Raw genomic sequence first — 24,728 nt, 5'->3', positions numbered from 1 at the left:
AATTAATAACCTATCGCTCTAAAATAGACTCCAACAGGAGGAACATGATTAGTAGGACTTCTATAACATCGGAATTGGCTCCGATTTACTACGTGTACTGAACATATTCCGGCGTCTTGGGGGTTATAACCACCATGAGTTAACGTAATATTTAAACAGGCGTTAGGAAATGGTATTGGAAAATTATTTAAATATCCAGCCTCAAGAGAGCCATAGCCGTTAGCCAGTACAAATCCCCATGTTTCAATTAAACCTGAAGGTAATTTTTGCCAACCAGCGCTAGTCAAGTTTGCAGTGAAATACGACATATCTGGAATCTGATTAATTCCAGTGCCTATTTCTCGTTTTGCTGCTTCATTTAAACCTAAGTTTTTCACAAATGCATTTTTATCAGGAATATCTGCGCCGTTTTGTGCTTTTTCCAATGCGAAATCGGAAATTTTAGTTATAATTTTTTGTTCTAACGCCTTATTTAATTGAATGTTGAGTTTAATGGTATCACCATCATCGAGAACATCATCGCCAGATTGTGTCGCGATAAAATTAGCGACAACAGAGGCTATTGTTGACGACTGACGTAATGCTTTATTTAACAAGTGAGTGGGAACATCATTTGGTGGAAACCCAGAATACAAACTCAGACTTTCTTCATATCTTTCTTGGCTCACTACATTAGCATTATTACTAGTAGAAAAAGCTTTGAAATCATTTTTTGGGTTCATGCAAATTCCTTAAATAATATTATTATATAATTGATACATTGGGTTATTATTGGGCTGGTTTATCGTGATTAATGCTTATCATAGTCTAGTTCAGGATAAAAATAGTGGGGTGTTATTATTTCTAATAAGGTTAACTATTTTTATATTTTTGATGGAAATAAGTATTCAATGTTTTTTAACGAGAGTCTATCCAGGCTATTTATATTTAACATTTGATGATTTTTAACTGTAGAAAAGAATTTGTCACTGATTTTGGTAAATAAAATGGTGAAATAGATGTTGGAAGGTCAAAAATATCTGAATAAATAGGATGATAAAGACCGGGAACTATCCTAATCCCGGTCCTTTTTTTAATTACGATAATGGTGAAATTGGCCAGTCAATTTCTGGGGCTGTTGAAGTATCAATGCGATTAAGCATCACACGATATGTTTTCCACTCTTTAAGTAATAGTGTTTCTTCATTCGTAGCTATATCAAGTTCTATAGCATCAGCAAGCGGCGTTATTTTCTCATTTGCAAGAGATATGAATTTCGCTCTTTGGGCTTCTGCGATAGATATCAATTCCTCTTTCGTTGGGGGTGGAATATCTTTCCAACAAGGAAGACCATCCTCTCCAGAGGACAGTATTTTTCCTGTGGGCGGTATTCCTGAAAATTTATGGAATATGTCATCTGTTACAGGTATAGGGTCATTTGGCCATGATCCTGCTGCAATATAATCTTGTTGTAATGATATCGGATAAAATGCTTTATTTAATTCACTGAATATATAGTTTTTATCGTTCATAATTCTCTGCCAATTTTAATTAAATAATCATCATGGTAAGTTAATTATTTTTAATTAATATCCTATTGCCCTAAAATATGTATAAACATTAGGCGTATGAGGGGTAGAACTTCTGTAACATTTGAACTGACTCTGATTTACTACAGACGCCCCGAATATTCCTGCTGCTCCGGGGTCCCAATCATTGTGAGTTAATGTGATGCTAAAACATTTATTTGGGAATGGTATTGGAAAGTTATTAATATATCCGCCATTAGGATTTCCACCGAGAGAAACTAATGCTATTCCCCACATTTCAATTAAACCTGAAGGTAATTTTTGCCAACCATTCTGAACCAAGTTTGCAGTGAAAAATGACATATCTGGAATTTGATTAACTCTAGTTCCTACTTCCCGTTTTGCAGCCTCATTTAAACCTAAGTTTTTCACAAACGCATTTTTATTGGGGATATCTGCGCCGTTTTGAGTTTTTTCTAGTCTGTTATTGGCGTTATTATTTATATCGGAGACAAGCTTTTGAGTTGCAACCAGTGTATTACTGTTGCCAACCACATCTGCAAGCTGAACAATACCTTTCTGTGTTAATGAGGCATCGGGAATTTTTGTAGTAATTTTTTTTTCTAACGCTTTATTTAATTGTGTAGTAAGTTTGGTTGTATTACCATCATCCAAGACATCACTGCCAGATTCTGTCGCAATAAAATCAGCTACAACAGAGGCTATTGTGGACGACTGGCGTAATGATTTATTTAGTATATGGGTAGTAATATTTTCTGGGGGAAATCCAGTTTGTAAATTCTGACTTTCTTCGTATCTTTCTTGACTCACTACATTAGCGTTATTACCAATAGAAAACGCTTTAAAATCATTCTTAGGACTCATATATATTCCTTAATTAAATAATGTTCTTTTGTAATTAATATATTAAGTTATAGTGTAGGTGATTTATCGAGATTGTGTTCAATTATAGTCTACTCCAAAAGTAGGATAATAAGATTCCATTATTAATCACTTGATTGATTATTTGTGTATGGCTAATGATAATAAATCGTTTAATGTCTTGTAATCGAAAGCATATTCAAAATGTTGGTATTTTGGAATTATCTTGTCTCTTTTGTCAATTTTTAAATGGTTTGTTAAAATACAGGGCGTCAGAATGTCGGTTGCGAAAATAATATTATTTTATCTGTTGGCTAGATTGTTATATTTGTTTTGTGCTTGTTCGATAAATATATACCCAATGGATTTCAAGATGCATCGCGACGGCAAGGGAGTGAATCCCCGGGAGCATAGGTAACGATGTGACCGGGGTGAGCGAGTGCAGCCAACAAAGAGGCAACTTGAAAGATAACGGGTATAGGTAAATATCTTTGTAAAATAGGGGGTAAATTATCTCCTAAAAAATAAAAAGGGCTGCCATGCAGCCCATAATTCTAATCAGCAATATAAATTTCTGTAATATCAGGGCAATCCTCTTTGTTTACTATAGATAACCTCAGTCCTCCATCTGACGAATGCACAACGAGCCATCCTCTTGAACCATATCCGGCACCAACCAAAATATTATCGATTGGAGGCATTTGTAAAGGTAAAAATATACCTGGGCTACCAGTACGTAAATATATACATCTTCCTCGTATGTCCTGACTCAGTAATATACTACTTCCGCTGTCTCCACCGGCCCCTATTTTTTGCCATCCCTGATTAGGGCCTTTCTTTTGATATCGCCTGTCAGATTCTGAACGTGAATACGCCCCGACATCTCCGGCTTCTAGATTGATGTCTTCAACCAGCGCTTTGCCGTTAATTTTCCTGTTATTAGGAACTGCATTTTTCGCCAATGCTACGGTTTCTGATAAACCAAGTTCGTTTACAGTAGGTTTGTTTTTTGTTGTATAAATGTTAGTCCAATCTTCTTCAAATCCGTAATTATCACGAGCCGAGCGATAAGCAATACCTCCGTTTTTGTAATGTACTTTCAATTGAAAAGCCGGACAACTCCCAGCTCCGTTATAGAAGTGCACAACATGATCACTAAATTTCGGATTCAGTAAGTCATATGACCCTGAATCTACATTCCACGGGACTTGGTTATCAACAGAATATTTTCCTGTTAATCCGAGCTTAAATGCTCCCACATCACCAGCCCCTAAATTGATATCTCCAGTCAGCGCCTTACCATTAATTTTCCTATTATTCGGCACAGCATTTTTAGCCAAATTGACGGTGTCCAGCAAATCGAGATTTTTCACAAATTCATTTTTATTGGGAATATCTGCCCCATTTTGGTTTTTGGCTAATCTATTGTTAGCATTATCATTTACATCAGAAACGAGCTTTTGAGTTGCAGCGAGTGAATTACTATTACCAACCACATCTGTAAGCTGAACAATACCTTTCTGTGTTAATGAGGCATCGGGAACCTTTGGCGCCATTTTCTGTTCCAGAGCCTTATTTAATTGAACGGTGAGTTTATCTATATTTCCATCATCCAGAACATCATTGCCAGATTGTGTCGCGATAAAATTAGCGACTACAGAGGATATGGTGGATGATTGACGTAATGCCTTATTTAATATATTAGTGGTAATACCATCTGGTGCAAACCCAGTCTTCAAATTCTGATTTTCTTCATATTTTTCTTGGCTCACTACATTAGCATTATTACTAATAGAAAAAGCCTTAAAATCATTTTTAGGACTCATATTATACTCCTTAAATTAAGTGATAAACTTTATACCCGTTATCTTTCAAGTTGCCTCTTTGTTGGCTGCACTCGCTCACCCCGGTCACATCGTTACCTATGCTCCCGGGGATTCACTCCCTTGCCGTCTCGATGCATCTTGAAATCCATAGGGTATATAAATAACATGTTGAATTATTGTAAAAGTAATGCCTTATTGAATATGCTGAGTACATGTTTTTATCGGTCAAAATTTTTTACCATGTTAATTAAATGATTATGGCAATTTGAATTTTATTAAATTAATATCCTATTGCTTTAAAATATGCTGTAACAATGGGAGCCCAGTTAGTAGGGCTTCTAAAACATCGAAATTCACGCTGATTTTCTATGATTACTGAAAATATTCCCGCCGCGTTAGGGCTGTGGCCATTATGAGTTAACGTGACATTAAAACATTTATTTGGGAATGGTATTGGAAAGTTGTTTAAATATCCAGATGTGTAAGAACCATAACCATTAACTTGAGCTATTCCCCACATTTCAATTAGACCAGAAGGTGATTTTTGCCAGCCAGTTTCATTCAAATTTTTGGTGAAAAATGACATATCTGGTATCTGATTAATCCCCGTTCCTACTTGCCGTTTTGCAGCTTCATTTAAACCTAAGTTTTTCACAAACGCATTTTTATCAGGAATATCTGCGCCATTTTGTGTTTTTTCTAATGCGGAGTTGGAAATTTTAGTTATAATTTTTTGTTCTAAAGCTCTATTTAACTGGGCGATTAATTTAATAATATCCCCATCATCGAGAACATCATCGCCAGATTGTGTGGCGATAAAATCAGCCACGGCAGAGGCTATTGTTGACGACTGACGTAATGCTTTATTTAACACATGAGTAGTAATATCCTCTGGGGGAAACCCAGTTTTTAAATTCTGACTTTTTTCATATTCTGGTTGACTCACTACGTTGGCATTATTATTAATAGAAAAAGCTTTAAAATCATTCTTGTGACTCATATGCACTTTCCTTAAATAAAATAATGTTCTGTTATAATTAGCATGTTGAGTTATAGTATAGCTAATTTATCGAGATTGATTTCAATTATAGTCTACTCCAAAAAGAGGATAGTAAGATTATATTATAACTTAAACGATTGATTATTTATGTATGACTGATGACAATAAATTGTTTAACATCTTGTAATCGAAAATATATCAAAACTATTAATGTCTCTTATTTTTATAAACTATCTTCAATAGTTTCTATACTGAAAGATTAATACTAGAAATTGATATAAAAATGAGGCTTTGATTCACATAATAAGTGCAACATCGTTAATCCGGAAGTAAGCATGTTCGTATTCCCTTAAATAATTCATTCGGTTTTTTTACTTTTGGCTGGGGAATAAAACTTTTACTATTCCGCGTGTCGAAGTATAAGTTATATAGAACAAGCCTGTTTATATACGGAAAATATAGTTAACTCTTAAAATCCTATTTTTAATTAAATTAGCTTTCTGCTCCATTATTATATTATTTCCTTGTTGCTACAATTTTTTATGGGTGTATGTAATATCATTTTTGTTTCTGATCAAAAAATGATTCATTTTGTTAATGCCTGATTATATTGCCTTTAATAGAGTTGAAATTAATAAAATTAACTGAATTGTTTTCTAAATAGTGTTGTTTGTTTTTTTTAAAAGAGTTAGTTGTATTATGTTGTAATAATATTTTGTTATATTTTATTTAATAATATAATGATTAAAATAGATTTATTGATTGTTTGTACATTGATGTTAGCTTTGTATTTGAAAATTTCTATGTAAGTAAGTTCTTAGTAAATGAAATCTATTATTTTTTTGTGAGGAGGATAAATGAGTAATAAGAATGATTTTAAAGCTTTTTCTATTAATAATAATGCCAACGTAGTGGGTCAACCAGAATATGAAAAAAGTCAGAATTTACAAACTGGGTTTCCTCCAGAAAGTATTACTACTCACATGTTAAATAAGGCATTACGACAATCATCAACAATAGCCTCTGTCGTGGCTAATTTTATGTCCACGCAGTGTGGAAAGGATGTTTTGGATAATGGTGATTTGACAACACTTAATAAGACTTTTGCTGATTCATTAGAGTGTCACGCGAATAAAAAATTCCCCGGTAGTTTATCTCATAATGGTTATCAACAACTGCCGGGCGGATTAATACTTCAGTGGGGAAGGCATAATTTTACTCCATTAGCGATAAACAAAGTTATTTTACCAACACCGTTTAAGCATGGTTGTCTGAAGGTTTTTATGTCACCTGTTGGTGATTGGATATTTCCGATGTCAGCAGCACCTAACGGGACATTGAATACTTTTAACTCCTGGGTTGCCGCGCGAACGATTAATGCTTATGGAAGTGAAATCAGGTTATCTGCTAATGATACTTATGTATATGGAGATTATTTTGCAATCGGTTTTTAATTAATATTTTAGAATGAATAATAAGCTGAACTTGTTTCGGCTTATTATTTATTTAAAGGAAATGTAATGATGTCGTAAAATAGAGTTGTATTATATATTTAGTGGTTGATTTATGGGATGTTGTAGTAATAAGCGATATATAAAATTATCTCTGATGTATATGCCTCGTGGAATAATAAGAAAATATATCTGGAAAATAGGTAAAACAAATCGTTATAATTGTCCCTGATGTAATCAAATGAGATACCGCAGTGACTGAAAAATATAGTGATGAATATTGGATGCAGCAGGCCATCGAACGAGCAATGAAAGCGCAAGAGCAGGGGGAAATACCTGTTGGTGCTCTATTGGTTGCTGATAATAAAATCATCTCGGAAGGTTGGAATCAGTCTATTATCGCGCATGATCCTACCGCTCATGCTGAAATTATTGCGTTACGCAAAGGGGGAGAGCAGTTACAAAATTATCGTTTGATAAATACCACCTTATACGTCACGCTTGAGCCTTGTACTATGTGCGCTGGTGCTATAATACATAGCCGAATACAGCGGCTGGTTTATGGCGCCAGTGATATGAAAACTGGCGCCGTAGGTTCTTTGGTTGATATATTGCGCCATCCTGGCATGAATCATCAAATTGATATTACCAGTGGCGTGCTTGCTGAGGAATGTTCGACGATGTTGAGTGTTTTTTTCAAACAACGTCGGCTGCAACATAAAGCATTAAAAGCAGCCAGAAAACAGCAGGAAGAAAATCAATAGATATACCCTATGGATTCACTCTTTTAGTACCCATATATGGTACTCGCCGTTTATCATCTCTGCGCCTTCTAGGATTTTTTCAAAGCCTGGGAACTTGTTATTCCATTCACCGAGTTGGCGAATATATTGTAACCGGGGCGCATGTTCATCACCAAAACGTTCTCCCGGTAGGATTATTGGTATACCTGGTGGATAAGGAATGACACTCACAGCAGATATGCGCCCTGCCAGTTCATTAAGTGGTATATGTTCAGTGCGGCCTCCCATATGATCAAGGTGTGCTTGTCGGGGGAGTTTCACTATCTCAGGTAATTGGCTAAATGATTTCTTTTGCTCAATATCTATTTCATATTCTTTTATATATCCGAATATTTTATCCGAAATATCTTTGAGCCCCATATTTTCATAATATTCAGGGTATTGCTTCGCGAGTTTTGGCAAACATTGTTTAAGTGAAGTATTAGCGTCATAGTGTTTCTTGAAATTCAACAATACATTGATCAATGTTCCCCATTTACCTTTGGTGACGCCAATAGAAAACAGGCAAAGAACGATAAAATCGGTGGTACGTGCCGGCACAATATCATGCTGACTGAGATAAGCGGAAAGAATTTCGGCTGGAATGCCATTTTCCAGCAATTCATCATTATCATTCATTCCTGGGCATAAAATACCGACTTTTGTTGGATCTAGCAGGCACCATTCTTCTGATAGATTGGTAAATCCATGCCATTTGTCTCCCTCTTTTAATACCCAACAGGCAGGATCCGTTGCCAATTGTTCTCTGTTTGCTTCATGGAAAGGAATTAATTTACCGCTATCTGCGCTGATAATCTCTCTGGCATTCCAGGGTAAGAAGAACCAATCATCTTTTTGTTTAAATTGATGATGGGTTTTTGCTAATGTCAGACGGAAGTCTACGGCTTCATTAATCGCGTTTTGTATCAGTCTTTGCCCCTGTGGGCCATCCATCATGGCCGCTGCAATTTCATTAGTGGCGATAAGCGAATATAGCGGTGAAGTTGTGGAGTGCATCATATAAGACTCGTTGAAACGGGAATGTTCAACGGGTTTTTTACCATTGCGGATATGGATATAGGATGATTGTGATAGCGCTGCCAACATCTTATGTGTGGATTGAGTGGCAAATATTGTCGGGCCATTATTGTCAAAATCATTTGGGTCATCACGCATTGAGTAACGATGTTTATACATAGGATTAAAACGCGCATAAGCAAACCAAGCTTCATCAAAATGAATTTGATCAACACTTTTTGCTAGTAAATCTTGTGCTTGTTCTGCGTGATAACATATTCCATCATAAGTACAGTTGGTGATGACCGCATAAACAGGCTTATTGTCTATCGCGATCGCTTTTAATGGGTGTTGTTCAATAAGTTGTTGGATATATTCTGGTTGAAATTGATCTCTGGGAATGGGGCCAATAATACCATAGCGATTGCGTTGAGGAATAAGATATACGGGCAAAGCTCCAGTCATGATTAAACCTTGTCCAATAGATTTATGGCAATTGCGATCGCATATAACAATCTCTTTCTCACCAATAATGGCACCCATGATAATACGGTTAGAACCCGAAGTGCCGTTAAGAACGCAATAGCTTTGATGAGCACCAAAAATCGTTGCGGCATATTCTTCTGATTCTTTAATAGCACCTGTATGATCTAGCAATGAGCCAAGTATTTTTCTTTCTATTCCGATATCACTTCGGAATAAATTTTCCCCAAAGAAATTAATTAATTCTCTTCCTGCCGCTGTCTTAGTCAGTGCAACACCACCTTGATGCCCAGGAGCAGTCCAGGAATATTCTGGTGATTCTTGGGTGTATTGCAGTAATGCACGAGTGAAAGGCGGTAATAATTGAGCATAGTATTTCTTAATTAGCGAACTGGCGCGAGAAGCGATAAATCCAGCCGTGTCTTCAAGCATCCAGACGAATTCATTTGCCAATCCCATGACTTCAAGTGTCAGTGTGTCGATACTGGAATATTCCGCGGTCAACAATACCGGAATGGTTGTATTGTGTCTGCGTATTTCTTTCAGTAATTCTAAGACTTGTTTATGAGATTCATAGTTATTATCTCCTGAAGTCCAATCAACAAAAATACAGCATAGTGAGGAGTCAGAAGAAACGGTAGCTATGCCATCTTGGAATGTAGCAGCCAGGATAACAGCGAAATTGTTCTTTTTTAATGCTTCTATTAACTCTGTAAAGGCACGACCATTTGCCGTCGTCGGACTAAATACATGGCTGCTGACGACCATAATTTTGTTTTGTTCGTTAATGTCTAAATTAATCATGATTTATCCTTTGAGAGAGATAGTGTCCTGACGAATTTAGTATGGTTAGCTGAATTAGTTGTCAAACATAATATAACTGAGGATATATAATGGCTGTAATTGACTCCTTAGGGCCTTATATTTGTTTACTTTTATTTTGGTTGGTTTTCTTGGGGAATTAATTTTTTCCGGTTTTCTTTGGCCTGTAAATATCCGACTAAACTAAGCTGATAACGGCGAATATTTTCAATATAGCGATAAGCTTCATGTCCACGGGCATAGCCATAGGTGGTATTTGTATAATATTTTTTCTGGCTTAATAGTGGAATCCGTTTTTTGACATCGAGCCAGCTATCGGGATTTCCTTTCTGTGATGCCGTCAGTTTGCGGGCATCTAACATATGTCCATAACCCATATTGTAAGCTGCCAGTGCAAACCAGATGCGTTCATCTTTAGGGATATTTTCAGGTAGTCGTTTCATTAAATTTTGCAGATAGATCGCCCCTCCCTTAATACTCTCCTCCGGATCAAGGCGATCAATGACGCCTAACCCTTTAGCCGTCTGACTGGTTAACATCATCAGGCCACGTACACCCGTGGGTGAGGTTGCCTGTGGGTCCCAATGAGACTCTTGCCAGGCAATGGCAGCGAGTAGTTGCCAACTGATATCACCGGAATATTTTTCAAATAGTGGCCGATAGGTAGGCAGAATATTATCGATGGCACTTAGAAAAGAGAGTGTATCGAAATAATCAAATGAGTGGACGTGACCAAAGTATTTCTCCTCCAATCGTGGCATGACATTTTTTTCCGTTAGCTGGCTGAAAAAATCCAGCATGGCAGCGTAAAGGCTGTAGTCGTCAATGCGTTTTAAATACCATGTCAGCGGGTTATCTTCACTCACATCAAAAGCGACGGCCAGATTAGGGTGAGTACGTTGTTGCAACGCGACATTAATCGAGTCACCTAACGTATAATCCAGTTTACCTTCTGATACCTGTTCCAGTAGTTCGCGAGTGTTATATTGCTGTGTCTCCTTCCATTCGAGCTCAGGGAAGGAACTCGCTTTCATTTCTTTCAATGTGCTGGCATGAGCAGAACCAGAAGCGACTAATAGTTTACCTTTTAAGTCTTTAAAAGAACGGGGGCGTGGAGTTCCTTTGCGATAAATCAGTTGTTGGGATACAGAATAGTAGGCAGGACCTGTGCGGGTTTGATCCAGCCTTTCTTGATGATAAGTCAGGCCGGCGGCCAGAAAATCAGCTTCACCCTTTTCCAGGTCATCAAATAACTGATTGATATTTGTTCTAAATTTGATTTCTAATTTGACGCCAAGGTAATTAGCAAAGCGTTGTACCAGCTCGTAATCAAATCCATTTGGTTCTTTCTTACCGGTAAGATGGATCAGAGGTGAGCTAATGGTGCTGATCCGTAGCTCTCCTCTGGTAATGATCCTGTTAATCTGCTCCTGCTGTTTATTCGGCCAACTGATGTTCAGACTAATGATGGCGGCAGAAAAAAGAGCGATAACAATGATAACGAAATAATTTATTTTTATATTATTCAAATGGTTATCTCTGTATAACGCAGTGTGGTGCTATGTGGAAACGCGCTATATTGTTATGGTTAAATTTCCAGTGATTGAGCATTTTGCGGAACAAAAACGGGCTGTGCAACCTAATTGATACTATTTGCATGATTTGGCGATAGGATAATTGGCTGTAATAATCGTCACGCAAACGGTTTCGTCATGGGTTACAATCCTCTATAATGGTCTCATTTCCCCTTAGGCATCTATTAAGCTTTGCTTCTAAGATGAGAGAATTGATTACTATGAAAATTCTACGTGGTTCACCTGCTTTATCTGCATTTCGTATCACTAAACTCCTTTCTGTGTGCCAAGAACAGCAACTTCCGGTCAATGATATTTATGCGGAATATGTTCATTTTGCAGAGATTAATGCATCTTTGAGTGATGTTGATTCAGCAAAGTTACAACAATTACTAAAATATGGACCTTCGCTGGCTGAACATGAACCCCAAGGTACATTGCTGTTAGTCACACCTCGCCCGGGAACGATTTCCCCTTGGTCTTCCAAAGCAACCGATATTGCTCACAATTGTGGCCTGTCCCAGGTTGTGCGTCTGGAGCGTGGCCTGGCTTATTATATCCAGAGCGATGAAATGAGTGGTGCACAGTGGCAAATATTGTCATCACTGCTGCATGATCGGATGATGGAAACGGTCTTTACTCAATTGGAACAGGCGGAGAAATTATTTTCTCGTCAGCAACCCGTTCCGTTAAAACGCATTGATATTCTGCAAGCAGGACGCAGTGCGTTAGAAACTGCCAATATTGAACTTGGATTGGCGCTGGCCCCGGATGAAATTGATTATCTGATGGATGCTTTCCAGAAATTAGGGCGCAATCCAACAGATGTTGAACTTTATATGTTTGCTCAGGCTAACTCAGAACATTGCCGTCATAAAATCTTTAATGCTGATTGGATTATTGATGGTCAGACGCAGCCAAAATCGCTGTTCAAAATGATTAAAAACACCTATGAGCAGACTCCTGATTATGTCCTGTCAGCCTATAAAGATAATGCCGCTGTGATGGAGGGATCTTCTGTTGGCCGTTTCTTTGCCCGTGCGGAAAATGGTTCATATGATTACCATCAGGAGCAGGCTCATATTCTGATGAAAGTGGAAACGCATAATCACCCGACTGCAATTTCTCCTTGGCCGGGCGCATCGACAGGTTCTGGTGGTGAAATCCGCGACGAAGGGGCGACCGGTCGTGGGGCTAAGCCAAAAGCGGGTCTGGTGGGATTTTCGGTATCCAATTTGCGGATACCGGGTTTTGAACAGCCGTGGGAAGAGGATTTCGGTAAACCGGAGCGTATCGTTAGTGCTCTGGATATCATGATAGAAGGCCCTTTAGGTGGCGCGGCGTTTAATAATGAATTTGGTCGTCCGGCGTTGTTGGGTTATTTCCGTACCTATGAAGAAAAAGTCAACAGTCATAACGGCAGCGAATTACGTGGTTATCACAAGCCGATCATGCTGGCAGGCGGGATCGGTAATATCCGAGATGAACATGTCAAAAAGGGTGAAATTTCTGTTGGCGCAAAACTGATTGTGCTTGGTGGCCCGTCCATGAACATTGGTTTAGGTGGAGGGGCCGCATCTTCTATGGCATCGGGGCAATCCGATGCTGATCTGGATTTTGCTTCGGTACAACGCGATAACCCGGAAATGGAGCGCCGTTGTCAGGAGGTGATCGATCGCTGTTGGCAGTTAGGCGAAAACAACCCGATTCTGTTTATTCATGATGTGGGTGCTGGTGGGCTTTCCAATGCGATGCCTGAGTTAGTCAGTGATGGTGGTCGCGGTGGACGATTTGAGTTACGCAGAATTCTTAATGATGAGCCGGGAATGAGCCCGCTGGAAGTCTGGTGTAACGAATCACAAGAGCGTTACGTATTGGCTGTTGCGCCGGAACAACTTCCGCTGTTTGAGGAGATTTGTCGACGAGAGCGTGCACCTTACGCCATTATCGGTGAGGCAACAGAGGAACGTCATTTACTGCTTAATGATGAACATTTTGATAATCAGCCAATCGATATGCCTTTGGATGTACTGCTAGGTAAAACGCCAAAAATGTTGCGTAATGTCAGTACATTAAAAGCGAGGGGTGAAAGCCTTGAGCGTCGGGATATCGATCTGACAGAAGCTGTTAAACGCATTATGCATTTGCCGGCTGTGGCAGAAAAAACCTTCCTGATCACGATAGGCGATCGCTCTGTCACTGGCATGGTTGCTCGTGATCAAATGGTGGGTCCATGGCAAATCCCAGTTGCGGACTGCGCTGTTACCACCGCTAGCCTTGATAGCTACTATGGCGAAGCGATGTCCATGGGTGAACGTGCGCCGGTCGCTTTGCTGGATTTTGCTGCTTCTGCCCGAATGGCGGTCGGTGAAGCTCTGACCAATATCGCTTCTGCTTATGTCCAGGACTTAAAACGCATTAAACTTTCAGCTAACTGGATGTCTGCTGCGGGTCACCTTGGTGAGGATGCCGGTTTGTATGCGGCGGTTAAAGCGGTGGGTGAGGAGTTGTGCCCTGTGCTAGGGCTGACAATTCCGGTGGGTAAAGACTCCATGTCGATGAAAACCCGTTGGCATGACCAAGGTGAGGAGCGTGAGATGACGGCGCCTTTGTCACTGGTGATTACCGCTTTTGCCAGAGTGGAAGATGTTCGCCGTACAGTCACTCCTGAGCTTTCCACTGATGAAGATAATGCATTGTTATTAATCGATCTGGGGCAAGGAAAGAACACGCTGGGCGGTACCGCATTGGCACAAGTTTACCGTCAACTGGGTAATAAACCCGCAGATGTACGTAGTGCTGAACAATTGGCGGGTTTCTTCAATGCGATTCAGCAACTGATTTCGGAACAAAAATTACTGGCTTATCACGACCGCTCTGATGGTGGTTTACTGGTCACGTTGGCTGAAATGGCTTTTGCCGGCCATTGTGGCATTGAAGCTGATATCAGTGTGTTTGATGAAGATATTCTGGCGGCGCTCTTTACAGAAGAGTTGGGCGCTGTGGTTCAGATTCGAGCATCGGATAGAGGGTTAGTTGAAAGCGTTTTGGCAGAACATGGTCTGGCCGATTGCGTGCATTATCTGGGTAAAGCCAAAGCAGGTAATGATTTTGTTATCTTTAGTGGCAACACTGAAGTCTATCGCCAGAATCGCAGTACCTTGCGCTTATGGTGGGCAGAAACCACATGGCAAATGCAGCGTCTGCGCGATAACCCGGCGTGTGCAGATCAGGAACATCAGGCTAAACAGGATAATCAGGACCCTGGATTGAATGTAAAACTGACCTTTGATATTTCAGAAGATATTGCCGCGCCTTACATTTTGCAGCAGGTAAGGCCGAAGGTGGCTGTATTGCGTGAACAGGGCGTTAACTCCCATGTTGAAATGGCTGCGGCGTTCCACCGAGCTGGTTTCGAGGCGATTGATGTTCATATGAGTGATTTGTTGTCTGGACGTATTGGATTGAGCCAATTCCAGACACTGGTTGCCTGTGGTGGCTTCTCGTATGGTGACGTGTTGGGGGCAGGTGAAGGTTGGGCGAAATCAATACTGTTCAATGAGCGTGTTCGTGATGAATTTGCTGCTTTCTTTGCACAACCTGATACATTGGCGCTTGGTGTTTGTAATGGTTGCCAGATGATGTCTAACTTGCGGGAGTTGATCCCGGGTGCAGAACATTGGCCGCGTTTTGTACGTAACCGTTCAGAGCGCTTTGAAGCACGATTCAGTTTAGTGGAAGTGGCTGACAGCCCGTCACTGTTCTTGCAAGATATGGTAGGTTCTCGTATGCCGATTGCGGTTTCTCATGGGGAAGGGCAAGTGGAATTCCGAGATAGACAGCATCTTGAGATGCTTGAAAGCAGCCGGTTAGTGGCGCTGCGTTATGTGAATAACTATGGGCAGGTTACGGAAAACTATCCGGCTAACCCAAATGGTTCAGTGAATGGCATTACCGCAGTTACCAGCCTTGATGGCCGGGCAACTGTTATGATGCCTCATCCAGAAAGGGTATCTCGCACGGTGAATAATTCGTGGCATCCAGAGGAGTGGAGCGAAGATGGCCCGTGGATGCGAATTTTCCGTAATGCTCGTAAGCAGTTAGGGTAATCAGGCGGTTTTTTTAGGCGATAGTATAGATTGGCTTCATTGAGATTCTTTGTTTCGTAACTGACATGAGATCACAATTGAAGCCATTTTTTTATTTGTTTTAGCATTCCATCCAGAGGTATAAATGGCTATGTTTGGATGGCTTGGTGATAGACCTATTAATTAAGGGGTTGGAGTCCAATAGAACGAATAGAAAGAATCACATCATCCTGACCTCAGAGAGTAAATCGGGGTGACGATCCAACACTTTAAGCAACTTCACTAAAGCTAAAGATGGCTTGGTTTTGCCGTTTTCATAGCGCGAGAAAGCATTGATGCCGCCGCCGAAGATTTCAGAAGCTTCCCGCTGATCAAGCGCGAGCTTCTTACGTACTCTGGCAATGAACTTGGGATCGACTATGGCCGCGTTGACTTGCTTCGAGAATGTCCGCATTTCGCACATGACGCGTTCTGATTCCGCAGCATCCAAAATAGATTCGGCGCAGGCAGGGCAGAAGTCGCCTGTTACCGCAGAAATGATTGTGGTTTCGCCCTTGTAAGTATAGGGCAGATCGCGGGTGTCATGGATAAGTTCCGCTGCACCGCAAACAGGGCATTTCATGTTCATAGCTCCTATTTATAACTCTTTGAAGGACACGATCAGCACGTCATCAATGACCGTCAGTTTCAGATACACGTCGCCTGCCTGTATACTTGGTCGGTACACGTCTTGCCAGACAGTGTGATCAGAATAAGTAGTCATACTCTTGTAGAAGTCTGCTGGAGTGAGCGCCATCACCACGGCCAACATATCGGAGAACTCAAGCCCCAACTCATTCGCACCGACTCGCGCTGCATGTGTGGTACGTACCTTTCCAGCTTCAATCATGGCCTTGACCACTGATAACTTACAATGTGGGGTTCGTTTTTCCATATGAGCGGATATTAACCTAGTTGGTTAGTATAATGCAATAATTTGATCTTAGTGGTAAGTATTAGCGTTATATCAAAGGTTTAGAGATAGAACCCCCCATCAATCTTTATCGGAGCGCTTAATATAGAAGTCTTTTAGACTTATAAAATAAGATTCCAAAATAGTGCTATATCTTATACTACTCATAATTTTATCTATACCCGTCATCTTTCAAGTTGCCTCTTTGTTGGCTGCACTCACTCACCCCGGTCACATCGTTATCTATGCTCCCGGGGATTCTCTCCCTTGCCGTCGCGATGCATCTTGAAATCCATAGGGTATATAATAATGAGTTGAAGAAAGCCATGTGTAGCAGAATTATGAAACGTTATTTATATTCTTTTTTCTGAATTAATAAACTTCGTAGTTTTGTCCGGTTTGAGCTCCGTCGACACTTTTCCTAAAAGCAAGAGCTACACGGCTTGCAGGAACAGCGTTAAAACCTGGGAAAAACTCACTGTATTTATCTAATGATTCCTGTAAGACATTAGGGCTAACGCTGTTTATGCGAATTCCCCTTGGCATTTCAATTGCTGCACATTTTACAAATGCCTTGACACCACCATTTGCCATAGCTGCTGATGCTCCTTGTAGGATAGGGTCGTCCATTATAATTCCAGTTGTTAAAGTAAAACTTCCGCCATCGTTAATATAGTCCATTCCTAACAGTACTAGGTTAATTTGGCCTTTAAGTTTACTGTTTATTCCTATTTCGTTTAACTCTGGAGTTAATTCTGAAATTGATCCAAAATGCGCGCTACCTGTTGCACTGACTACGGCATCAACTTTTCCAATTTTTTCATACATACGCTTAATACTATCAACGGAAGTGATATCGACTATAACATCTAAACCATTCCTTCCAGCACGAATGACTTCGTGATTTTTTTCTAATTCTTCCGAGATTGCTTTTCCTATTGTACCGCTTGCTCCAATAACAATAACTTTCATTTCTATTTACCCTTTTCTACATTAATGAAATTTTTGTGACTACATCGTTGCATGATGAATATTACTTTTAACTCGAATATGCTGAACTGATGCGAAAAAGGGTGAGCAGAAATTGCACACCTTTTTGTCAGTCATTGTTGATTAAATTCCGTAGGCTATTTCGTAGTTCATCAGGGGATACTACTCGTCCCGATTTTATATTTTTTTCAGCAAGAGAAAGTAGGCATAGCAAGGCTATTTGTTTTTGCTGCATCTCAAATTGAGTCAGATCTTGAACCATATATAGCGGTTCCTCGTTTTGGGTTTGACACATATTTTCCTCCGAATGGAGACCTATTTGCTTCTATCTACGATGGTACATCATTGGCTGATAAAGGCCAGATATATAGACCATTGACATGATATCAGTGCTGGTGATTCAGATGTGAAAGTCTTATATCAGTGAATTCCTAGGCGTTTAGATGCCCAATTGCTCCATTGTCTCAATTACCCGACAAACAGGTGTTATGGGTGTCTCAAAAAGGAGACATTTAATTGTTTGATTTTAATCTATTTTTATTTTCATGATTTTAGGTGTCTTTAATTGGCGACAAAAAATAAATTTTACTCATACCGGAAAATAAGCTGTTAGGTTGCTGAAACGTTACGTTTAATTTTTTATAAAGTAAAAACAGCTAGTTATAATTAAAATTTTAATATTGGCATAGAATATGCATTAAGTTGGAACAGTTGCTCATTCAACTTCTTATGTCGGCCCACATTTAGGTGGAGAGATGCCACATAAACCATCGAATGATGCCAGAGTAAGGTGCCTACCGTCCAACTCAGTGATATCGCTTTCGAGCCTTATCAAACATCGGGCGACACGTGGAGTGAGGCACCAACCTATGTCTGACTGTTGTAGATAAACAGCGGGCATGCGTTATCCTCACTGGCGGGATAGTAGCAAAAACTATTATTCCGCCGTCATCGCCCAGGTGTTTACCTGCCCCTTTGTACTGTTTGCGTCTTACACTGATTTTCAGTCACAGCAAAATTTATCAACCGATGGTTTTTCTATCAGCCTTTTGTCGGTTAGCATGAGTGTACTGACAGGTTACGAGATGATTTCCTTGAAAAAATGGCGTTTATTTCCGCGCTCATTGCGCCAATTAGTTGTCATGGCTTTCTGGCTGGTGTTATTGCCGTTGTTGGTTTTGGCTTATCAGGCTTATCAGAGTCTTGATCAACTCAGTGAGCAAGCGGCTGATATAAACCGTACCACGCTAGCGGATGCCCGCCGCAGTGAGGCTATGACAGGTATTGCGTTGGAGATGGAACGCAGTTACCGCCAGTATTGCGTGTTAGGGGATAAAACGCTGAAAAACCTCTACCAAAGGCAATATCAGCAATACCTTAAGATGCTGAAAGATCAGATGGTTATACTTGATGATCAACAGTATATTAAGACGCTTAACGATTTGCTGTCGCAGTTAACAAAAATCGCTTGTCTCAATAGTGAACCTACCCAACCTGCCGCTCAATTACTTGAGCAATTCTCCAATGCTAATAGCCAGATGGTACAGGCTACCCGTGATGTTATTTTCAGCCGAGGAGAACAGTTACAGAGAGATATTGCTGAAAAAGGGCAATTTTTTGGCTGGCAGAGTCTCATTTTATTTCTACTGAGTGCGTTATTGGTCGCGTTATTTACTCGCATGATTATCGGGCCGGTTAAAGGGATTGAACGCATGATTAACCGATTGGGAGAAGGTCAATCATTAGGCGTTCGCATAGATTCTTTTCAGGGGCCGCGAGAACTCCGCTCTTTGGCGCAACGGATTATCTGGCTCAGTGAACGCTTGGCTTGGTTGGAATCACAGCGCCATGAGTTTTTACGTCATATTTCTCATGAACTGAAAACACCGCTGGCAAGTATGCGGGAAGGGACAGAATTACTGGCTGATGAAGTGGCAGGGCCATTAACGGCTGATCAGCAAGAAGTGGTTGCTATTCTTGATAATAGTAGTAAACATTTACAGCAATTGATCGAGCAATTACTGGATTATAACCGTAAACTGGCGGATGGTCCGACGGAGCAACAGCAGGTTTCTCTGCGGGAAATTGTTAATGAGGTAGTTTTATCACACAGTTTACCCGCAAGATCGAAAAATATTCAGACGGAAATCCAGCTTGATACTGATATTTTATGGGCAGAGCCTACACTATTAATGCGGGTTATTGATAATCTCTACTCTAATGCGGTGCACTATGGTGCCGAATCCGGTAACATCTGGGTTTCAAGTCGTCAGATTGGCGAATATGTTCAAATTAATGTTGCTAATACAGGTACGCCAATCCCTGAATCAGAACGCAGTATGATTTTTGAACCGTTCTATCAGGGAACGCTCCAGCGTAAAGGTGCAGTGAAAGGCAGTGGTCTTGGGCTAAGTATTGCGCAGGATTGTATTAAGCGTATGGAGGGCGAACTGATATTGATTCAGAGCGAATTTGCTGACGTATGTTTTCGTATTAAATTGCCATTAGCTGCTGAGAATGAATAAATAATGCATAACAGGTCTACTTACCGTTTTGTACGAAAGACGGATCGGCAGAATATTGCAGTACAACTTGGGAAAAACGTATTGGTTGCCAGATTGTTATTACCACGAGTTTCAGTTTGGGGTTTTAGCATGATTCTGCTGATCTTCGTTGTTTTTTTATTGGCGGGTTGCGTTAAAAATCCGGTTAATAATAATTTAGCGACAGTTACTCAAATGGTAATACCAGAGCAACGGGTAACGGATTACCGTATTGCCGAGTGTGAGTTAATGTGGGATTTAGAGACGCTGCCATCGATTGAGAATGCGCTTTACTGGCTGCGACTGATGGATTGTTCAGATCGCCTGACATCAGCGAAAGCACGTAATATGGCGAAATACACGCTTCCGGTTACTTGGGATATGGCTTTTAAACAAAGTATCTTACTTAACAGTGCCGGGCCTACATTGTCTGAGCGTCGGAAGATGATTGAAAACTTCAACAAATACAGGTTGAAATTCCCAGATCCGTTGCGACCGTTATTACAGTTATGGCGTGAGCAGCAGGTTCAGCAAATTGCAGTGGCTGAGGAGCGGGCAAAATTCCAAAAATTACAGGCAGATACGGATAATAAACTTGATCGTCTGCGTGAAAGTCGTGCACGGTTGGAATTTGAGCTACAGCAAACTTCTCGTAAACTGGAAAATCTGACAGATATTGAACGTCAGCTCTCTTCCCGTAAACAAAATCAGGGGAGTGCTGGCTCAGGCAATTTGGATAAACATGTTGAAACGCCAGAAACGACGGCATTACCTAACAAAAATAGTACGCCAAACAGTACCTCTGAATCAGATAAAGGAGCAGCACCATGACAGCGCGTAAACCAGCCCATCTTCTTCTGGTTGATGATGATCCTGGTTTGTTGAAATTGTTGGGAATGCGTCTTACCAGTGAAGGCTTTCGTGTCACAACCGCAGAAAGTGGCGGTGAAGCGTTGAGATTGTTAACTAAAGAAAAAATCGATTTGGTGATCAGTGACCTGCGTATGGATGAAATGGATGGTATGGCACTGTTCGCTGAAATCCAGAAGCAACAACCGGGTATGCCAGTTATCATTCTGACGGCTCATGGCTCAATTCCAGAGGCAGTAGCGGCCACTCAACAGGGTGTCTTTAGTTTTCTGACTAAACCAGTTGATCGGGATGCGCTTTATAAAGCGATTGATGGCGCATTGGCGTTATCCACGCCTGCCAGTGATGAACAGTGGCGGGAGCAGATAGTTACCCGCAGTCCTGCTATGTTGCGCTTGTTGGAGCAGGCGCGAATGGTTGCCCAATCTGATGTCAGTGTACTGATAAACGGTCAGAGTGGTACGGGGAAGGAAGTGCTAGCCCAGGCAATTCACCGCGCCAGTCCACGGGCGAAAAAGCCATTTATCGCGATTAACTGTGGTGCTTTGCCGGAACAACTCCTTGAGTCAGAACTGTTTGGTCATGCTAAAGGCGCATTTACCGGTGCGGTCAGCAGCCGTGAAGGGTTATTCCTTGCTGCACAGGAGGGAACCCTGTTTCTTGATGAAATCGGTGATATGCCGCTGGCTTTGCAGGTTAAATTATTGCGCGTATTGCAGGAACGTAAAATACGCCCGCTCGGAAGTAACCGTGATCTGGATATTGATGTACGGATTATCTCAGCGACTCACCGTGATTTACCGAAGGCTATGGCAAAAAATGAGTTTCGCGAAGATCTCTATTACCGCCTAAATGTGGTGAACTTGAAAATTCCAGCTTTGAATGGCCGGGTTGAAGATATTCCTTTATTGGCGAATCATCTGTTGCGTGAATCAGCGAAGCGTCATAAACCTTTTGTCCGTAGTTTTTCAGTTGATGCGATGAAATGCCTGATGGCGGCAAGTTGGCCTGGCAATGTGCGTCAGCTTGTTAATGTGATCGAACAGTGTGTTGCGCTGACTACTGCGCCGGTTATTAGTGAAGCCTTGGTTATGCAGGCCCTGGAAGGGGAAAATACTGCGTTACCCACTTTTGTAGAAGCCAGAAATCAGTTTGAACTGAATTATCTGCGTAAATTACTGCAAATGACCAAAGGTAATGTGACTCATGCGGCGCGTATGGCGGGGCGTAACCGGACTGAATTCTACAAATTACTGGCGCGTCATGAGTTAGATGCGAATGATTTTAAAGAATAACTTCTCTGCTGTTCAGGAAGTTTTTACACTGGTATAAAGATTGGTGGCTTGGGAGAGCCAAATTGTATGAGCCGTACTCTTAATATTGCCCTTGCACAGCTTAATTGGATGATTGGCGACATTGAAGGCAACTGTGAACGTATGTTGCAGACAGTACAGGAACAACAGCACCAAGGTGCTGATTTGGTGATGTTTTCTGAACTGGCGATATCCGGTTATTCCCCAGAAGATCTATTATTCCGGGCTGATTTTCATCAGCGTTGCCGTGAGCAATTAGCACGTTTACAGGCGGCCAGTTGTCAAACGGCTATTTTAGTTGGTCATCCTTGGGAGCAGGACGGGGAGATTTACAACGCGCTTTCCTTATTCTGGCAAGGGAAAATTTTGGCCCGTTATTTCAAACAACGGTTGCCAAATTATGGTGTTTTTGATGAAAAACGTTATTTTAAAGCGGGCGATCAAAGCTGTGTTGTGCCATTTAAGGGCTACAATCTCGGCTTATTGATTTGTGAAGATTTATGGTTTGATGAGCCGATTGATGCCTTAAAACAGGCTGGTGCAGACTTAATTCTTTCTATCAATGCTTCTCCATATAATCGTGAAAAACCTTATATTCGTTATGAACTGATTAAAGAACATTGCCAACGTACAGATTTACCCATGATTTATCTTAATCAGGTTGGTGGTCAGGATGAGCTGATTTTCGATGGCTGTTCTAAAGTTTTTAATACAAATGGTGAAGTGACTCATCGGTTAGCCGCATTTAATGAACAAATCCAACAATGCCGTTTTAATGAATTAAAAATTGAACCTATGGTTAATCCGGCACCCGAATTACCGCCATTGCAGCAGGTGTATCAAGCATTAGTCCTTTCAGTACATGATTACGTTCGCAAAAATGGCTTTCAAGGCGTGTTGTTAGGCTTATCCGGGGGGATTGACTCTGGCTTAACGTTGGCAATTGCTGTTGATGCATTGGGTAAAGATCATGTTCAGGCTGTTATGATGCCATTTCGCTATACATCTGAAATGAGTATAGAGGATGCTAAAGAACAAGCTGACATGTTGGGTGTTGAGTTTAATGTGGTGTCGATCGAACCGGTGTTTGATGCATTTATGGCACAATTCGAACCTCTATTTGCGGGTACGGTCAAAGACACCACCGAAGAGAATTTACAGGCGCGTTGTCGTGCCGTTATTCTGATGGCGATGTCTAATAAACGCCATCGTCTCGTGCTAACGACCAGTAATAAGAGTGAATCAGCGGTGGGATATTCCACATTATATGGTGATATGGCGGGTGGTTTTAATGCGCTGAAAGATGTACCGAAAACATTGGTATTTGAATTAGCAAAATATCGTAATACCGTTTCGTCAGCGATACCTCAAAGAGTCATTGATCGTCCGCCATCGGCAGAATTGGCGCCTGGGCAGCTTGATCAGGACAGTTTACCGCCTTATGACATTCTGGATGATATTCTGGAAGGTTATGTGGAACAGGATAAGTCGGTTGATGAGCTGGTGGCAGCGGGGTTTGATGAGCAGATTGTACGTAAAGTTGTTCGTTTGGTTGATATCAACGAATATAAACGTCGTCAGGCTCCGGTGGGTCCGCGTATTACGCACCGTAATTTTGGTAAAGACAGACGTTACCCGATTACCTCTGGTTTCGGCCGTAAAAATTGGTAACAACAGGAAAACTTCATGAAAAAGATTGATGCGATTATCAAACCTTTCAAGCTGGATGATGTGCGTGAAGCTCTGGCGGAAGTGGGTATCACCGGAATGACGGTAACCGAGGTAAAAGGTTTTGGGCGCCAGAAAGGGCATACCGAGCTGTATCGCGGTGCGGAATATATGGTGGATTTTCTGCCAAAAGTGAAAATAGAAATTGTCGTGCCAGATGATATTGTCGATACCTGTGTTGAAACCATTATGCAGACGGCACAGACCGGGAAGATCGGTGATGGTAAAATATTTGTATTCGACGTGGCGCGTGTTGTGCGTATCCGTACTGGTGAGCAGGACGAAGAGGCGATTTAACTTAATTTAAATTTTTTGGGGGTGGTGACAGGTAGATAAAAAGGCCACCCCTATAAAGATAGTCGCTGAGGGCAATAAATTAAGCGCTAAAGCAAAATCCGATATTTGCGTACAGAATCAAGATATTGGTTAATATAGAAAATATTAAGAATGCAGTAAAAACCCTGTCAATATAATATAAAGATTAGGTAAATATCTCAATCAGCCATAATTAGCGATGTGGTTAATTAAATAATTATTTGAAAATACAGTCATATAAATAAATTATTTAACCTTAATGACTATTCTCAATTTAAATTTATTATAAGAATTTGAGGTTATCTTAAAAAAAACGATTGAAATTATATTGTTGTGCCGTTTCTTTCTTGCCAGATAAAGCAAGAGCAGCAACTATTTTATAGATCGTTTAAATTTATTATCTTTTTTAATCTGAACATTCGTACCTGTCAATTTGGCTTAATAATGAGGCGGTACATATGACTGATTTCCATCGCTTTAACCTTCATTTATCTCAAATCATGCATTAGCACTTTTCGCTTGAAACAGGATCTCCGTTTTGGTTTGGTAATCACAAAAAAGAAAGTATCAGATCATAACTATCC

18 protein-coding genes are annotated in these 24,728 nt (G+C 40.7%); 8 read left to right on the top strand and 10 right to left on the bottom strand.

What is annotated here, in order from left to right:
• Positions 1–2: 2 nt before the first annotated feature.
• The 5 genes from LG003_RS03115 to LG003_RS03095 all read right to left on the bottom strand — a co-directional run bounded on the left by LG003_RS03115 (position 3) and on the right by LG003_RS03095 (position 5,216).
• Positions 3–722 carry a gp53-like domain-containing protein gene (locus tag LG003_RS03115; protein WP_262980140.1) on the bottom strand — a complete coding sequence of 240 codons (720 nt, stop codon included), beginning with the start codon at positions 720–722 and terminating at the stop codon, positions 3–5.
• A gap of 354 nt (positions 723–1,076) precedes the next feature.
• On the bottom strand, positions 1,077–1,511 hold the full coding sequence (locus tag LG003_RS03110; protein ID WP_262980139.1) for a tail fiber assembly protein: 435 nt from the start codon (positions 1,509–1,511) through the stop codon (positions 1,077–1,079).
• A 54-nt stretch (positions 1,512–1,565) separates the two neighbouring features.
• Positions 1,566–2,393 carry a phage tail protein gene (locus tag LG003_RS03105; RefSeq protein WP_262980138.1) on the bottom strand — a complete coding sequence of 276 codons (828 nt, stop codon included), beginning with the start codon at positions 2,391–2,393 and terminating at the stop codon, positions 1,566–1,568.
• Positions 2,394–2,944: 551 nt separating this feature from the next.
• Positions 2,945–4,216 carry a phage tail protein gene (locus LG003_RS03100; protein ID WP_262980137.1) on the bottom strand — a complete coding sequence of 424 codons (1,272 nt, stop codon included), beginning with the start codon at positions 4,214–4,216 and terminating at the stop codon, positions 2,945–2,947.
• Positions 4,217–4,496: 280 nt separating this feature from the next.
• On the bottom strand, positions 4,497–5,216 hold the full coding sequence (locus LG003_RS03095) for a gp53-like domain-containing protein (RefSeq protein WP_112876356.1): 720 nt from the start codon (positions 5,214–5,216) through the stop codon (positions 4,497–4,499).
• A gap of 857 nt (positions 5,217–6,073) precedes the next feature.
• On the opposite strand from LG003_RS03095, the gene LG003_RS03090 reads away from it, so the two are divergent.
• Together LG003_RS03090 and tadA are read left to right on the top strand one after the other, a co-directional pair.
• A complete protein-coding gene (locus tag LG003_RS03090; protein WP_262980136.1) occupies positions 6,074–6,670 on the top strand; it encodes a gp53-like domain-containing protein in 597 nt (198 codons plus the stop codon).
• Between the two features lie 251 nt (positions 6,671–6,921).
• On the top strand, positions 6,922–7,431 hold the full coding sequence (gene tadA, locus LG003_RS03085) for a tRNA adenosine(34) deaminase TadA (protein ID WP_262980135.1): 510 nt from the start codon (positions 6,922–6,924) through the stop codon (positions 7,429–7,431).
• 15 nt (positions 7,432–7,446) lie between these two features.
• Here the strand turns inward: tadA and LG003_RS03080 are convergent, their stop codons facing one another.
• Together LG003_RS03080 and mltF are read right to left on the bottom strand one after the other, a co-directional pair.
• Complete coding sequence (locus tag LG003_RS03080; RefSeq protein WP_262980134.1) at positions 7,447–9,753, bottom strand: Orn/Lys/Arg family decarboxylase; 2,307 nt, start codon at positions 9,751–9,753, stop codon at positions 7,447–7,449.
• 131 nt (positions 9,754–9,884) lie between these two features.
• Positions 9,885–11,300, bottom strand: coding sequence for a membrane-bound lytic murein transglycosylase MltF (mltF, locus tag LG003_RS03075; RefSeq protein ID WP_112876353.1), 1,416 nt, complete (start codon positions 11,298–11,300; stop codon positions 9,885–9,887).
• Between the two features lie 266 nt (positions 11,301–11,566).
• On the opposite strand from mltF, the gene purL reads away from it, so the two are divergent.
• Entirely contained in the window at positions 11,567–15,454 is a 3,888-nt protein-coding gene (gene purL, locus LG003_RS03070; RefSeq protein WP_262980133.1) for a phosphoribosylformylglycinamidine synthase, read from the top strand.
• A gap of 199 nt (positions 15,455–15,653) precedes the next feature.
• Here purL and LG003_RS03065 read toward each other — a convergent pair whose 3' ends face one another.
• The 3 genes from LG003_RS03065 to LG003_RS03055 all read right to left on the bottom strand — a co-directional run bounded on the left by LG003_RS03065 (position 15,654) and on the right by LG003_RS03055 (position 17,357).
• Positions 15,654–16,055 carry a type II toxin-antitoxin system MqsA family antitoxin gene (locus tag LG003_RS03065; RefSeq protein WP_046397899.1) on the bottom strand — a complete coding sequence of 134 codons (402 nt, stop codon included), beginning with the start codon at positions 16,053–16,055 and terminating at the stop codon, positions 15,654–15,656.
• A 15-nt stretch (positions 16,056–16,070) separates the two neighbouring features.
• Entirely contained in the window at positions 16,071–16,367 is a 297-nt protein-coding gene (locus LG003_RS03060; protein WP_112876351.1) for a type II toxin-antitoxin system MqsR family toxin, read from the bottom strand.
• A gap of 390 nt (positions 16,368–16,757) precedes the next feature.
• The gene (locus LG003_RS03055) at positions 16,758–17,357 is read right to left on the bottom strand and encodes a short chain dehydrogenase (RefSeq protein WP_262980132.1); all 600 of its coding nucleotides are present in this window, start codon (positions 17,355–17,357) and stop codon (positions 16,758–16,760) included.
• A 1,103-nt stretch (positions 17,358–18,460) separates the two neighbouring features.
• Here LG003_RS03055 and LG003_RS03050 point away from each other — a divergent pair.
• From LG003_RS03050 to glnB, 5 genes are all read left to right on the top strand, one after another.
• The gene (locus tag LG003_RS03050) at positions 18,461–19,900 is read left to right on the top strand and encodes a sensor histidine kinase (protein ID WP_192880975.1); all 1,440 of its coding nucleotides are present in this window, start codon (positions 18,461–18,463) and stop codon (positions 19,898–19,900) included.
• Positions 19,901–19,903: 3 nt separating this feature from the next.
• The gene (gene qseG / locus LG003_RS03045; RefSeq protein ID WP_262980131.1) at positions 19,904–20,749 is read left to right on the top strand and encodes a two-component system QseEF-associated lipoprotein QseG; all 846 of its coding nucleotides are present in this window, start codon (positions 19,904–19,906) and stop codon (positions 20,747–20,749) included.
• The gene (glrR, locus tag LG003_RS03040; RefSeq protein WP_112876349.1) at positions 20,746–22,083 is read left to right on the top strand and encodes a two-component system response regulator GlrR; all 1,338 of its coding nucleotides are present in this window, start codon (positions 20,746–20,748) and stop codon (positions 22,081–22,083) included. The genes qseG and glrR overlap by 4 nt, the downstream gene beginning before the upstream one ends.
• 66 nt (positions 22,084–22,149) lie before the next feature.
• Positions 22,150–23,772 carry an NAD+ synthase gene (locus tag LG003_RS03035; protein ID WP_262980130.1) on the top strand — a complete coding sequence of 541 codons (1,623 nt, stop codon included), beginning with the start codon at positions 22,150–22,152 and terminating at the stop codon, positions 23,770–23,772.
• A gap of 15 nt (positions 23,773–23,787) precedes the next feature.
• Positions 23,788–24,126 carry a nitrogen regulatory protein P-II gene (glnB, locus tag LG003_RS03030; RefSeq protein WP_011147501.1) on the top strand — a complete coding sequence of 113 codons (339 nt, stop codon included), beginning with the start codon at positions 23,788–23,790 and terminating at the stop codon, positions 24,124–24,126.
• Positions 24,127–24,728: the final 602 nt, after the last annotated feature.

The sequence above is a fragment of the Photorhabdus kleinii genome (assembly GCF_025384885.1).
In the GTDB taxonomy this organism is placed as follows: Bacteria; Pseudomonadota; Gammaproteobacteria; order Enterobacterales; family Enterobacteriaceae; genus Photorhabdus; species Photorhabdus kayaii.
This window is presented reverse-complemented; position numbering and strand designations above follow the sequence as displayed.